General features: G+C 43.6%; 12 protein-coding genes. 10 read left to right on the top strand and 2 right to left on the bottom strand.

The window, feature by feature from the left end:
• Positions 1–158 precede the first annotated feature (158 nt).
• The 6 genes from NYE58_RS21785 to NYE58_RS21760 all read left to right on the top strand — a co-directional run bounded on the left by NYE58_RS21785 (position 159) and on the right by NYE58_RS21760 (position 6,809).
• Positions 159–1,424, top strand: coding sequence for a glycoside hydrolase family 125 protein (locus NYE58_RS21785; RefSeq protein ID WP_341003013.1), 1,266 nt, complete (start codon positions 159–161; stop codon positions 1,422–1,424).
• 44 nt (positions 1,425–1,468) lie between these two features.
• Entirely contained in the window at positions 1,469–2,773 is a 1,305-nt protein-coding gene (locus tag NYE58_RS21780; protein WP_341003011.1) for an ABC transporter substrate-binding protein, read from the top strand.
• A 64-nt stretch (positions 2,774–2,837) separates the two neighbouring features.
• Positions 2,838–3,725 (top strand): carbohydrate ABC transporter permease, encoded by an 888-nt coding sequence (locus NYE58_RS21775; RefSeq protein ID WP_036688088.1) that lies wholly within the window; start codon positions 2,838–2,840, stop codon positions 3,723–3,725.
• Positions 3,726–3,758: 33 nt separating this feature from the next.
• Positions 3,759–4,646: a carbohydrate ABC transporter permease gene (locus tag NYE58_RS21770; protein ID WP_076306116.1), complete on the top strand. Its 888-nt coding sequence runs from the start codon at positions 3,759–3,761 to the stop codon at positions 4,644–4,646.
• Positions 4,647–4,679: 33 nt separating this feature from the next.
• Positions 4,680–5,735, top strand: a complete 1,056-nt coding sequence (locus NYE58_RS21765) for a glycoside hydrolase family 76 protein (protein WP_076218844.1) — start codon at positions 4,680–4,682, stop codon at positions 5,733–5,735.
• A 12-nt stretch (positions 5,736–5,747) separates the two neighbouring features.
• Positions 5,748–6,809 carry a glycoside hydrolase family 76 protein gene (locus NYE58_RS21760; RefSeq protein ID WP_076218845.1) on the top strand — a complete coding sequence of 354 codons (1,062 nt, stop codon included), beginning with the start codon at positions 5,748–5,750 and terminating at the stop codon, positions 6,807–6,809.
• A gap of 64 nt (positions 6,810–6,873) precedes the next feature.
• On the opposite strand, the gene NYE58_RS21755 is transcribed toward NYE58_RS21760, so the two are convergent.
• Complete coding sequence (locus tag NYE58_RS21755; RefSeq protein WP_341003010.1) at positions 6,874–7,980, bottom strand: glycoside hydrolase family 88 protein; 1,107 nt, start codon at positions 7,978–7,980, stop codon at positions 6,874–6,876.
• 212 nt (positions 7,981–8,192) lie between these two features.
• Here NYE58_RS21755 and NYE58_RS21750 point away from each other — a divergent pair, with 212 nt between their 5' ends.
• Positions 8,193–9,647, top strand: a complete 1,455-nt coding sequence (locus NYE58_RS21750) for a glycosyl hydrolase family 28 protein (RefSeq protein ID WP_341003009.1) — start codon at positions 8,193–8,195, stop codon at positions 9,645–9,647.
• Between the two features lie 7 nt (positions 9,648–9,654).
• Here the strand turns inward: NYE58_RS21750 and NYE58_RS21745 are convergent, their stop codons facing one another.
• Positions 9,655–10,512 (bottom strand): AraC family transcriptional regulator, encoded by an 858-nt coding sequence (locus NYE58_RS21745; RefSeq protein WP_076128265.1) that lies wholly within the window; start codon positions 10,510–10,512, stop codon positions 9,655–9,657.
• 121 nt (positions 10,513–10,633) lie between these two features.
• Here NYE58_RS21745 and NYE58_RS21740 point away from each other — a divergent pair, with 121 nt between their 5' ends.
• The 3 genes from NYE58_RS21740 to NYE58_RS21730 all read left to right on the top strand — a co-directional run bounded on the left by NYE58_RS21740 (position 10,634) and on the right by NYE58_RS21730 (position 13,668).
• Positions 10,634–12,217 carry a glycoside hydrolase family 43 protein gene (locus tag NYE58_RS21740; RefSeq protein WP_076278113.1) on the top strand — a complete coding sequence of 528 codons (1,584 nt, stop codon included), beginning with the start codon at positions 10,634–10,636 and terminating at the stop codon, positions 12,215–12,217.
• Positions 12,218–12,309: 92 nt separating this feature from the next.
• Entirely contained in the window at positions 12,310–13,143 is an 834-nt protein-coding gene (locus NYE58_RS21735; RefSeq protein ID WP_143761999.1) for a hypothetical protein, read from the top strand.
• 162 nt (positions 13,144–13,305) lie between these two features.
• The gene (locus tag NYE58_RS21730) at positions 13,306–13,668 is read left to right on the top strand and encodes a DUF1304 domain-containing protein (protein WP_076128270.1); all 363 of its coding nucleotides are present in this window, start codon (positions 13,306–13,308) and stop codon (positions 13,666–13,668) included.
• Positions 13,669–13,836 lie beyond the last annotated feature (168 nt).

Below are 13,836 nucleotides of genomic sequence, written 5' to 3'. Positions count from 1 at the left end.
ATATTTATCATTATAGATGTATTGATATATCATTATAATAAAATAAACATATTGACATACTAATTACATGACAATATACTAATCAATGAAAGCGCTTCAAATTTAAAAAGAAAAAGGGGGTATTATAACTGAAAGCAACTAGAGAAATACCCGAGTCAATGCATAAACTGGCATCTAGCGTAAAAGCACAGCTGAGTGATCGCCCGAAATTAGCCGAAATGTTCGAGAAATGTATGGCCAACACCTGGAACACAACCTTAAAACGAATGCCAAACGGAAGCACTTTTGTTATTACCGGAGATATTCCAGCGATGTGGCTACGGGATTCCGCCGCACAGGTCAGACCTTTCCTAATCCTTGCCTCCGAAGATGAAGAAATTGCAGACATGATTGAGGGACTTGTACGTAGACAATTTACTTACATCCAGCTTGATCCGTATGCTAACGCATTCAATGAAGAAGAAAGTGGGCATGGTCACCAAGAGGATCTGACGGAGATGAGCCCGGGAGTCTGGGAAAGAAAATATGAAATTGATTCGTTATGTTATCCAATCCAACTGAGTTATCTGCTCTGGAAGAATTCGGGCCGTACTAGTCAGTTTAATGAGTCGTTTGTAACAGGCGTAGAAAGAATCATAACATTATGGACTACCGAACAGAACCATGAGCGCGATTCAAAATATCTTTTTCAACGGATGAACTGTCCGCCCACGGATACGTTAGCTCGAGAAGGCAAAGGGACGTTGACGGCTTATACCGGAATGACTTGGTCTGGATTTCGTCCTAGTGACGATGCCTGTGAATATGGGTATTTGGTTCCGGCCAATATGTTCGCGGTGGTTGTTTTACGATATGTGTGTGAAATTGCCCGTAAGATTTTAGGTGATCAGGAGCTGGAAAAGAAAGCTAGAAAACTATCTGACCAGCTTAATAAGGGAATAAGTGAGTATGGAATTGTAGAACATCCAGAGTTTGGAGCGGTCTATGCTTATGAAGTAGATGGTCTGGGACAGGTGAATTTTATGGATGATGCAAATGTACCTAGTCTACTCTCTATCCCTTATTTGGGTTATGTGACTGCTGATGATCCTATTTATAAAAATACCCGTGAACTTATTTTAAGTAGCACTAATCCTTATTTTTTCGCAGGAAAAGCGGCTGCTGGCATTGGAAGTCCGCATACGCCAAATCGGTATATCTGGCCCATAGCTTTAGCGATGCAGGGAATGACATCTACCCGCTTTGAGGAACAGGAAGCCTTACTTCAGCTGCTGGAGAAGACGGATGCAGGAACTGGATTTATGCATGAAGGGTTTCATGTGGATAATCCTGATGAATTTACACGTCCATGGTTCTCTTGGGCAAACATGATGTTCTGTGAGCTTGTACTCATGCGCTGTGGTAAGCAGATTAAGCGCGGTTGAGACCAACAAGGTTTTTATAATCGACTCTAAAGGGGATAGAGAACATGAAAAAATGGCTGGTTACCTCAATTGTTTTGGTAATGACTACTGCACTTGCTGCGGGCTGCGGTGGCAATAACGGATCTGCGGACAAAGAGACCGGAAACACAAGCAAAGCTGGGAGCAGTACCGGGAAAAAGACAGAGCTTACCTTCTGGGGAGATTGGGGCGGTGAGGGACAGAAGCAATTTGAGACCATGGTGGATGCCTTTAATAAATCGCAGGATAAGATTCATTTAAAGTATGTGCTGCAGCAGGATATGATCACGAAGTTTCTGACTTCCGCAACCAATGGTGGCACTCCTGATGTGCTGTTTTGGGATCGCTGGAGAACTTCATTGTATGCTCCAAAAAACGTCCTGCATCCGGTTGACGAATACTTAACACGGGACGGTATTTCCAAAGATGACTTCTACAGCGAATCCCTTCGTGAGCTTTCATACGCTGACAAATTATATGGGCTGCCGCTTACCGTAGATGCTCGTGCTCTTTTCTATAATAAGAAGCTGCTCGCAGAGGCAGGACTTCAGCCTCCAACAACATGGGATGAGCTAGAGACGGCTGCTACGAAGCTAACGAAATGGAATGGCAATAAATTGGAGACTGCAGGTTTTTCTATGGGAGATTTGGGACTTTTTAATATGTATCTCCAACAGGCTGGCGGCACCATGCTTACAGAGGATGGAAAGACCAATTTTAATAATGAGCAGGGCAAGCAGGTGCTTGAGTTCTGGGATCGCCTAATGAACAAGGACAAAGTGTATAAAGTAGGGTTCGAACTTGGACTTGGTGAAGGGCAAGATGCTTTTGTCACAGGTAAAGTGGCTATGCTGTATTCCGGTCCGTGGATGCTCAGCACCTATAACAAATATGGTAAAGACCTGGATTATGGAATCGTTCCTCCTCCAGCCGGACCAAATGGTGATAAAGGTAGTGTCATGGGTGGATTTGGGCTAGTGATTCCAGAAGGCTCCAAACATAAGGAAGAAGCATGGGAGTTCATCAAATGGTGGACAGCGAACAAGGATAACGCGTTGCTCTGGGCAAAGACGAGTCTAAACCTGCCGGGTTATAAGCCATCGATGGAAGATCCATTTTTCAAGGATGATCCAAAGTGGCAGCCGTTTCTGGAAACGTTGGAGTTCGCCAAGGTTCGTCCGAACCATCCTGGATATTCCGTGATGGAGACTGATGCTTTGGCCCCTAATTTGCAGCTTAACCAGCAAAACAAGATGAGCATTGATGAGACCTTGAAGAAATCGCAAGAAGAGGGCGACAAAATGCTGAAGGATAATGAAGTAGTGAAATAATAAGTAAGACATTTGAAGTGAAGGGAGGTTTCGCCTCCCTTTTGCTTAGGAGGGGGTAGCTGAAATGGCTTCCATCAGAAAGCTAGAGAAACATCAGGCGCGGACGGCTTATCTGTTTATTACACCCACGGTATTGCTGTTTACAGTATTCACAGTCATCCCTGTGGTAATGGCGCTATATTTAAGCTTTACCAACTACGATGTACTTAGTAGAAACGATTGGATCGGTTTTGATAACTATCGCCGTTTGATAGAGGACAGTTTGTTATGGAAAACATTCCGAAATGTATTTCTGTATTCCATCATTTTCGTTCCATTTAATATTCTGATTTCGCTTCTCCTCGGGATTCTGCTTAGTCGATCCTGGCGTGGGGTAAAGTTGTTCCGCACATTGAATTATCTGCCTACCCTTACATCCGCCGTTGCTGCTGCTACCGTTTGGATCTGGCTTTTGCATCCTGAATTTGGTTTGGTTAACGGATTGTTGTCTTATGTTGGGATTACGGGTCCAGCTTGGTTATCCGAGACCCGAACGGCGATGTTATCCATTATTATGCTTACCCTCTGGCAATCGGTAGGTTCTAATATGATTATCTACTTGGCAGGTCTGCAGGGCGTGCCTGACTATTTGTATGAATCTGCACGGCTGGACGGTGCTAATAAGCTGGCTTGTTTCCGGTTTATTACTTGGCCGCAGCTGCGACCAACAACCTTTCTGGTCAGTACGATGTCCATCATTGGTGCGTTGCAGTTGTTCGACCAAGCTTTTGTGCTGACGCAGGGGGGTCCGGCGAATATGACAAAGACTCCAGTTTATCTGATCTATCAGCAGGGCTTTAATCAATTGCAAATGGGGTATGCGTCTGCACAAGCATTTGTGCTTGCTGTGGCGATTCTCATTTTCTCACTAATAAACATGCGGATCACAAAGGCGGAGGAGTCCATTGTATAAGCCGGGCTTGCCATGCAGAAGGGGGATAGAGGTATGGATACTAGCGGAAGTTCGTTATTAAAAAGAAGCTTAAGCAAATCAATCTATTATATAGCGTGCATAGTTATTGCTATCGTAATGTTTCTACCTTTTTATTGGAGTGTTCTTACATCCTTGAAGCCTGACGAAGAGATCTTCGCCATGCCCATCCGGTGGTTTCCTTCACATTTGACCTTAGAACACTATCGTAAGGCATTTACTACGGTTCCGTTTGCGCTCTATTTCTGGAATTCGCTTGTACTTGCAGTAGCGGGTGTATTGGCGAATCTGTTCTTTGGTTCTATCAGTGGTTATGCGTTCGCAAAATTGAATTTTAAGCTCAATAAGCCGATATTCCGCGTGCTGCTTGCGGCGATGATGATACCAGGCATTGTGACGATGATCCCCACGGTTTATGTCATGCGCCATATTCCTCTTTTTGGAGGAAATGATATTTTTGGTAGCGGGGGTAACGGGCTGATGAACTCATTCTGGGGGATTATTCTTCCGGGCGCTTCTGGAACCTTTGCTGTGTTCTTTATGCGGCAATTCTTTCTCACCTTACCTAGTGACATGATGGAAATGGCCCGGATCGAAGGCTGTGGAGAGTTTAAAATATTTTGGCGGATATATTTGCCGTTGACTAAACCAGCGCTGGCTACTTTAAGTATCTTTACCTTCCAAGCGGGCTGGAACAGTTTCTTATGGCCAATGATTGTGCTGAATGATCCCGAAAAAGCAACGATTCAGATGGGACTTCAAGCTTTTTCTTATAATTTTCAAACAGACTACGGTCCAATGATGGCTGGAGCGCTAGTAGCAATCTTGCCGATATTGGTGTTGTTTTTAGCTCTTCAGCGTTATTTTGTACAGGGGATAGCCTTCAGTGGTATTAAGGGTTAATGCAATAAAAATCGAACCAGGGAGAGAGTCTATATGAATCAATTGGAGATAGGGATTTGGGAGGAACGGGCGAATCAAGCACAAGCTGCATTGGATTCATTCTTCTGGAATGAAGCGATCAAAATGTACAATATAGAAACACCTTGTCCAAATGGAGAATGCAACACGATTTTTCATTATTGGTGGATGGCCCATGCTGTGGATGTATTGGTAGATGGACTACAGCGGACTGGAGAGAACTGGTATGCCAAAAGGCTTTCCGCACTTCATGAAGGTCTGCTACAACGAAATGGTGGTATGTGGCCAAATGAGTTGTATGATGATATGGAATGGATGGCTCTCGCGTGGCTTCGTGCTTATCAAGCAACTGGAGTGGAAGGTTATAAAGATACAGCCCTTCTTTTATGGAACGACATTCAGACAGGTTGGAACGAGCATATGGGCGGTGGAATTGCTTGGCAGAAATCACAGTTGGATTATAAAAATACACCAGCCAACGCACCGGCAGCTATACTTGCGGCACGCTTGTATCAAGCTTTTGGTGAAGCTGGCAATCTTGAATGGGCGTTAAAAATATACAGATGGCAAAAAGAGCATCTAGTAGATCCGGCAACGGGTTTTGTATGGGATGGCATGAATCGCACTGGCGATGGAAAGATCGATAAAGATTGGAAATACTCCTACAACCAAGGTGTTTTCATTGGCGCAGCAGTTGAACTGTACCGTATCACTAAAGAGCAGGAATATTTAGAGGATGCTCGTCTAACCTTTGCCGCCGCAGCCCATGAACTTGCTGACTCTCAGGGAGGTGTGCTGCCAGATGAAGGAAATGGTGATGCGGGACTGTTTAAAGGAATCCTGATTCGCTATACAGCTGAATGGGTCAAAGCTGATTCCGCAGCAGTTAAAGCTGTAGATTTCCTGCGAGCGAATGCAGAATGTCTCTGGGAACAAGGAAAGTCAGAGGATAAAGTGTTGTTTGGCGCAGATTGGACTTCGACTTCCGCTGGTGTGATTCAGCTCAGCTCCCAGCTTAGTGCGATCAAGCTGCTGGAGAAGATGGCTGAATTAACTAAAGAACAGGTTTGAGGTGAGTTCTTAATGACACAAGCAAAGGAAGCCATGGAAGCAGTCAGTTGGCAGGAAAAGTCCGAGTGGTTCCAACAATGTCTACTACGTAATTATTATAATGCTGAGACGGGGATCATGAACCAATGGTATCCCAGAGCGTACAACGTTGCGGGGGAAAACTTTTATTATTGGTGGCAGGCTCATGTCCTTGATATTTTAGTAGATGGTTATGAGCGTAGTGGAGATCCTGTGTATTCCTTGAAAATTATGGAGCTAAGTCAGAGTCTGCAAGCTTATAACGGGGGGACTTTCAGGCATAATTACTATGATGATATGGAATGGACAGCATTGGCGTTGCTGCGTGCTTATCGGGTAACAGGATATGAAGCCTATTTAAATGCTGTGCTTGATCTATGGGAGGATATTAAGACGGCTTGGAATGAACAGTTGGGTGGAGGTCTGGCGTGGAAGAAGGATCAGCTAGATTATAAAAACACACCTGCCAATGCACCTGCCGTCATTCTTGCAGCCCGGTTATATGAACTTTTTCATAAGCAAGAGGATCTGGAGTGGGCGCTCCGTATCTATGAATGGAACAAGATATATTTGATGGATTCTACGACTGGTTTTGTGTGGGATGGGATGAATAGACTCGGGGATGGCCAGATCGATTACGATTGGGAGTTTACTTACTGTCAGGGGGTGTTTCTAGGCGCTGGCCTAGAGCTTTACAAGAATACGGGTGATGTTCATTACTTAGAAGATGCGAATCGAACGGCTAATACATGTATTGATCGGTTATGCGATCCAATTAATCTGATGTTGCCTGATGAAGGCATTGATGATACTGGATTGTTCAAGGGCATTCTGATTCGTTATTTGGTTCAGCTCTGTAAAATATCTCCTGTAAATATCCGTATTCGCGAGGTTATATTGGCCAATGCAATGCAGTTGTGGGAAAAAGGTCTGGATAAACAACTGGGTCTGTGCAGTTCATCGTGGGAAGTGAAACCGGAGCTTCCGGTTCAGCTGAGTATTCAGCTCAGCGGCTTGATGCTGCTGGAGGGTGCTGCGGCACTGGTGAACGAATAGCCTGAAATATATAAAGACACCTCAAGAGAGGTGTCTTTTTGTTGTTTAAATTAACTATTTGCAATTAAAATATCCGATGTTTCCAGCCATTTAATTTAGCGATAGCTTCAATATAATAGTAGTCTCCATAGATCAGGGATACATCTATGAAGGAATCGCCACTGCCAGTTCCGTGCAATAAAATCGCTTCATGCTCCGGCAGCTCCCAGGTTGCGTAATTTTCGGTCAGTGAGCGCAGAATTCGCTCCGCTGCATTTGCATATAGACTTTTTTCGCCTAAGGGTACGATATCTGCAAGCTCTAATAATCCTGAAGCGGCTATAGAGGCTGCGGAGCTATCTCGGAACATCCGGGTGTCATCCTCTAGGCGGAAATCCCAATAAGGGACTTGATCCTCAGGCAAAGCAGAGATGAAATAATGTGCGATCCGCTTAGCAGTGTTCAGGAAACGTTCATCACCAGTGTGGCGATAAGTATTGATAAAGCCGTACAATCCCCAAGCTGTTCCTCGGCTCCAAGAGGATTCAGCCGAGTAGCCTTGACCGCCAAAATTCTCAAGATAAGCACCTGTCTCTGCGTCAAAAGAAATAATATGTTTGGTGGATCCATCCTCACGTATGCCATATTGCATTGTCGTTTCGGCGTGGCTAATTGCAATATGCTTATAGCGGGGATCACCTGTCACTTTGCTGGCCCAAAACAGCAGGGAGATATTTAACATACAGTCGATAATTACCCAGCCGTATTTATCTTCATTCCATGCGCGGATGAATTTGCCTACAGGATTATAGCGGGCAGCGAGGAAATTCGCTGCTTCAATCCCTCTGCGCAGGGCATCTTCGTCACCTGTAATTGTATGTTTGATAACAGCGGTCGGAAGGAATTGGAATCCCACATCGTGATGCATCTCAACCGTTGGTTTAACAAACCATTCCTCCAAGGTACCGTCCCAATGCCAAGCAGCCTCCTTGTAAAGATCTTTTCCGGTCATATCATGCATGATCCACAGGAGTCCAGGCCAGAACCCAGTGGTCCACCAGTCTGAACCGATATCATCAAATTTGCCATCTTTTCCAGCGAAATGCGGGCACTTATCACCGATTTGCTCTACCATACGTTCCACTTTTGTATCAAGTCTACCCATGATTTCCTGCCAATAAGGGTTTGTCATTATTATTGCCTCCAGTGTAATTAGGATGTTATGAGTATAGCTTTCTAAAGCTCAGGAAAGTTGTGTTTTGATATAAGGAAATGTTTGATTATTGTCATGTTGAAGTTGGCTTATAATTTAAAACTGACAAAATACAAACATTTCTGCATAACACATTAAAACTTTATCGGTGTTGGAAGCGATACAATCGAAATGAACAGGAGGATGGTAAAGTGGATGATTTACAAGTATATAAAGCACCTAAAGATATCCCGGGACGTGAGGATTATAAGGTCAGAGTACGGCAGCCTGAAGGAGAATGGCATAGCTTGTTTATTTACGAGGTTAAGGTAGATATGCATGAGGTGCGTCCTGCATCCATGGCTTATTTTGATCTGGAAGGTACAGTAGAAGTTGAAGTCACCTGTCTTTATACGGAGATTGATTGTGTGAACATTGCTCCGGCTTCGCGAGGGATCTCTTACGAATATCATGGAAATACCATTTTGTTTAAGCTAACAGGTCCGCAAAAGTTATCGATTGAGATCAACGGTGATATTTTTCGAAATCTGCATTTATTTGCTAACCCTAAGGAGAAGGATGCCCCTCAACCAGAGGATGCTAATGTTCTAGTAGTCCAACCGGGTTTACACCGGAAACCTGATCTTTTACGGCTGCTGGATAATGCCGCTGCTGATCCTCGTGAAAAAAGGAAGGTGCTTTATTTCGCTCCAGGCACACATTATATAGAAGAAACAGTATTGCCGGTCCCTTCGGAAACCACGGTGTATCTTGCCGGAGGTTCAGTGCTTGTAGGTTCCTTGGTATGCGAGGGAGTTCATGATGTATCCATTCGTGGTCGCGGTATAATTTATCTTGCGGATTTTCATCGATTCTCGGCCTTTCGAGCGATACGAATTGTTTTTTCACGATCTATAAATGTGGAAGGTATTACCGTGATTGATCCGCCACATTACAGCATTTTCATCGGGCAGTCTGAGCAGATTGTGATTGATAATTTCAAATCGTTTAGCACTCGGGGGTGGTCTGATGGCATTGATATTATGTCTAGTTCCGAGGTTAGAATCCGGGATGTTTTTATGCGTAATTCGGATGATTGTATTGCTATTTACGGCTCGAGATGGGATTTTTATGGGGATACCCGTAATATTAGCGTTCGTGATTCCATTCTGTGGGCGGATGTCGCTCATCCATTAATGATTGGTACACATGGGGACCATGAACGGAACGGGGACACCATTGAGTCTATTGTTTTTGCAAATATTGATATCTTGAATCATCACGAACCGCAAGAGAACTATTGGGGGGCACTGGCGATTAATGCCGGGGATCGAAATAGGGTATGTAATGTTCTATATGAAAATATACGTGTAGAGCGTATTGAGCGGGGGCAGCTAATTGATGTGCGGGTGGTCTATAACAAGGATTACAATCCAGAGCCGGGGACAAGCATCCGGAACATTACATTTCGCGACATCAGCTATAGCGGGACGGCCAACCCTTCACGAATTTATGGATATGACGAAGAGAGAGCTGTTGAAAATGTGACCTTTGTCAATTTAAGGATCAATGGTGAACTGGTGGACGCCCCCCGCCCAGAGCTGATAGATATTAATCATTTTGCTAAAAATATACTCTTCGTTACTGAAAAAAATACGGTTGTGTAGATTGGATCTAATTACTTTTTCTATATTTTAATGGCGTCGTCCCTAGGACTCTTTTGAACAGTTGATTGAAATATGAGGCATTTGGAAAACCAACAGTGATTCCGATTTGCTCCACAGGCAGGTCTGTCGTTCCTAACAAGCGGCAGGCCTGTTTGATCCGGCGGGCAGTCAGATAATCAACAAGCCTTCCTCCGGTTTCCTGATGAAAGATTCTGGAGATATAGGATTTGGACAAGTGAATCTCCTCAGCTAACTGATCCAGATTAACCTCCTCATGATAATGCTCTTCGATAAAACTCATGATTTTCTCAGAATAGCGCAAGGTTCGCCGTTCTCCTGATTGGAATACATGCTGATCTTCAGTTCCTATATTGCTCAATAATTGAAGAATTAACAGTGAAATGTCTTCGGTATCCTCAGTCAGACTGACTTTTTTATTGTGATTATATTGCTCCAGAATCCACTCCACCGACTCAACGTGATCCTTAAGATCAAAGGCACAATGTGTATTTTTCCCTTGCCAAAGCGCTGTGAATAAAGCCTTCCTTTTCGCAAAACCCTCCAGCAGGTGTTCAGCAACATGTGGATCAATGTAGAAGATGGTTCGTTCAAAAGGACATTCGGGAGAAACCTCAGAATAGATCCGGTGCAGCTGATAGGGCTGGAAAAAGAATAACATTCCCCTGCGGATATCGTACATCTGCTGATTCACAACAACGTTTCCCTGTCCGCCATACACGAACATGACTTCACAGCATTGATGCCAGTGATAATAACCTTTGTAATAGTCGTCGGTATATATTTTATAATCCCAAATCAAGGTCTTATGTTCTTCAAAAACAACAGGTTCGAACAGCTGCTTCATAGGCCCTCCAAGATGACAAAATACAAACATTTTCTTATATCTCATTATAACTTTAATCGTTATGAAAGCGATACAATAAATACGTTAAACTATGAAAAATCCGGTAGTGGAGGGTAACATTATGACGCAAAAAATTGTTAATCCGGTGTTGGCAGGTTTTCATCCAGATCCGTCTTTTATTAGAGTAGGGGATGATTATTATATCGCAACCTCTACTTTTGAATGGTTTCCAGGTGTAGAAATTCATCATTCCAAGGATCTGGTTCATTGGCATTCCATTTCACGTGTGCTGACAGAAGCCTCACAAGTAGATCTGCGTGGTAACGTAAGCTCTGGTTCCATTTGGGCACCCGCGCTTTCTTATGACCAAGGCGTATTTTATCTGCTATTTACAGATGTGAAATCTCGCAAAAGTGTATATAAAGATCTGCATAATTATTTAATTACAGCGACGGATATCATGGGCCCGTGGAGTGAGCCGGTTAGACTTAATGGCAGCGGATTTGATCCATTTTTATTCCATGATCTGGATGGGACCAAATGGCTGCTTAATATGCGTTGGGATTTCCGTAAAAATCACAATAACTTCTCTGGCATCATTATGCAGCAATATGACCCGGAGACTGGCAAATTAACGGGACCTATCCATGAAATTTATAAAGGGACACCTATCGGAGTGACCGAAGGTCCGCAATTGTACCAGAAGGATGGGTACTATTACTTACTGACAGCTGAAGGAGGCACTGGCATCAACCATATGGTCACCTTAGCTAGAAGCAGAAGCCTCACAGGTCCTTATGAGACGGATCCGGATTTCCCGATTATGACCACGGCGCATGATCTGACCTACCCGTTTCAGCAAGCAGGGCACGGATCGCTCGTTGAGACTCAGAATGGGGACTGGTACATGGCGCATTTATGCACACGTCCGATTCCGGGAACGTCAACGATGAATCCGTTAGGCCGGGAAACTGCGATTCAACGCTGTGAATGGACAGAGGATGGCTGGATGCGATTGGCCCACGGAGGGAAGTTGCCTGCATTGGAGACCGTGGCTCCTGACCTGCCGATATTCACTTTTGAGGAGCTGCCAAACAGAGATGAATTTGATGGAGAGGTTCTTGGATTTCCATACCAAAGCTTGCGTGTACCTTTTGATGAATCTTGGGTTAGCTTGAAGGAACGTCCGGGTTTTCTTCGTCTGCGCGGCAGAGAGTCGTTAGCTTCACTGCATGATCAGAGTTTAATTGCCCGGCCGATTCAACATTTTGAATGCTTAGCTACAACCTGTCTGGAATTCGAGCCGGATAGCTTCCTGCAAATGGCTGGGTTAGTCCTCTATTATGATGACAGTGATTACTATTATTTGCGTGTTACCGCAGATGAGATTCGTGGAACTAGTTTGGGCGTTGTGCTGTGTAGAGGTGGCAAATACGATGAGATTTCCTCTATGCAGCTATCTGTGAAAGATTGGGATCGTTATTATCTAAAGGCGGAAATTCATGGACGTGATCTGTTGTTTTATGCTTCATCAGACGGGGTGAATTGGACAGCTGTCTGTACTCCCTTAGATTTTGGTACGCTTTCGGATGAATATGGCGGCAAGCTTGGCTTTACCGGTTCCTATGTCGGGGTATGTGCTCAGGATTTGGATCAGCAAGCGAAGCCGGCGTATTTTGACTATTTTGAATATAAAGCTTTATAGGTGTTCGGAAAAACCATAACATTCTTCATAGTCTATTTTAGGATAAAATGTTAATTTTTACTTATCTTACATAGAAAGGGATGTTTATGATTTTGAAAAAGACTTATAAAGCCGCAATAACCTGCACGCTCTTACTGAATCTGGCCCTGTCCTCTGCTGCAATGGCCGCACCTATCGACGTCGACGTCAGTAATTTGAAAGAAGTCCAAACTTCTGGACCGGAAAAGGTTTGGGTTGGAGAATGGAAGGGCGACGATACGATTATTGTGGACACACAAGGAAATGTTACTACAGTTGGAGAACTCAAAGAGTCATCAAGCTTTGTACCCCCGGCAGATGACAATCTTATTAATAATGAATTGTTAGCACCGGAGCTAATAACACCTACTTTTGAACCTGATTCTCCGCAAGCAACTCTAGCTTCCGCTTATGGTCATGCGTGGCCGTATACAGCCGAAAATAGTTATGGGATTAACTGTTATGGTTATGCCTTAAGATTTCCAGGGGCAATCAACCCTGGTGATGGAGACGGGGTCTCAAATGTCAGAGATCCTGCCTATTTTACTAACGTGTATTATACTGCTGGTCTTGTGGTTCAAGATGGCAATACGAATCCTTTATACTTTAAACCGGGTTGGCGGATACTTCCGGGCCGAACTGCAACGATTAATTCCGATGAACATCGAATTGCACTAAGAGTGGGATGGATCGACTCAAATGGTAATGGTAAAGTCGATATTCCTGAGGATAACGTTGATTACCACTTCATGCTTCAAAATAGCTCAGGTCTATGGTCAGAGAAACATGGACATCAAGCGTCTCAAAATACGGGAATTTCAGATCCTAGCAATTTCGTCTGGAGCAATGGTTCTCTTTATGGTTTTTACAATAGCGTAACCGTTTATATTGCTGCAAAAGTATTTTAGAATTTCATAAAACATTACGTATGGAATAGCGATAGTCTTTTTTTGAAGATTATGGCTATTCTTTTTTTAGTGTCGAATTGTTTATGGGATTTTGTATACACTTTTGAGTTTTAATGTGATACAATTAAATTGTACACAAATTAAAATAAGGTGGTTATTTTGATGGTATGGGTAGCTAATATTATGGTCGGTGTTGTTGCGTTAATACATATCTATATTGTTTATTTAGAAATGTTCGCTTGGTCAAAGCCAAAAGGGCTTCGAGTCTTTGGAATGACACAGGAAGTTGCGGATGCTTCTAAAACACTGGCAGCGAACCAAGGGTTATACAATGGATTTTTGGCGGCAGGTTTAATTTGGGGATTGGTTCATCCGAATGTGAATTTCGGCCATCAAATTGAAATCTTCTTCTTATCAACTGTTATAGTGGCAGCGTTATATGGCGGACTGACGGTGAAAAAGTCTATTTTATTTATGCAAGGACTGCCAGCTTTAATTGCATTAATCCTCGTGGTTTCGATTTAAGATAACATAGAAGTAATCGATTAGGTTTCTACCTCGCGTACTTGCGTGGTGGAAGCCTTTTTTGCGTAAGATCAAGAAATTATTGGGTAAGGAAATGCGCTGGATTAAAAACAGGAATTATGGATGGTGTACCAAGAAACAACAGAGAAGTGGTTGATTAATGTGTTT

The sequence above is a fragment of the Paenibacillus sp. FSL L8-0708 genome (genome assembly GCF_038009325.1).
Lineage (GTDB): Bacteria > Bacillota > Bacilli > Paenibacillales > Paenibacillaceae > Paenibacillus_AQ > Paenibacillus_AQ odorifer.
Note: the sequence above shows the minus strand (reverse complement) of the source record. Positions and strands in the feature narration are given on the sequence as shown.

Bases quoted from the DNA above. Each gene is read 5' to 3' on its own strand.
- NYE58_RS21785 (WP_341003013.1), top strand. From the start codon at position 159: ATGCATAAACTGGCATCTAGCGTAAAAGCACAGCTGAGTGATCGCCCG.
- NYE58_RS21770 (WP_076306116.1), top strand. From the start codon at position 3,759: ATGGATACTAGCGGAAGTTCGTTATTAAAAAGAAGCTTAAGCAAATCA.
- NYE58_RS21730 (WP_076128270.1), top strand. From the start codon at position 13,306: ATGGTATGGGTAGCTAATATTATGGTCGGTGTTGTTGCGTTAATACAT.
- NYE58_RS21755 (WP_341003010.1), bottom strand. From the start codon at position 7,980: ATGACAAACCCTTATTGGCAGGAAATCATGGGTAGACTTGATACAAAA.
- NYE58_RS21765 (WP_076218844.1), top strand. From the start codon at position 4,680: ATGAATCAATTGGAGATAGGGATTTGGGAGGAACGGGCGAATCAAGCA.
- NYE58_RS21780 (WP_341003011.1), top strand. From the start codon at position 1,469: ATGAAAAAATGGCTGGTTACCTCAATTGTTTTGGTAATGACTACTGCA.
- NYE58_RS21760 (WP_076218845.1), top strand. From the start codon at position 5,748: ATGACACAAGCAAAGGAAGCCATGGAAGCAGTCAGTTGGCAGGAAAAG.
- NYE58_RS21740 (WP_076278113.1), top strand. From the start codon at position 10,634: ATGACGCAAAAAATTGTTAATCCGGTGTTGGCAGGTTTTCATCCAGAT.
- NYE58_RS21775 (WP_036688088.1), top strand. From the start codon at position 2,838: ATGGCTTCCATCAGAAAGCTAGAGAAACATCAGGCGCGGACGGCTTAT.
- NYE58_RS21745 (WP_076128265.1), bottom strand. From the start codon at position 10,512: ATGAAGCAGCTGTTCGAACCTGTTGTTTTTGAAGAACATAAGACCTTG.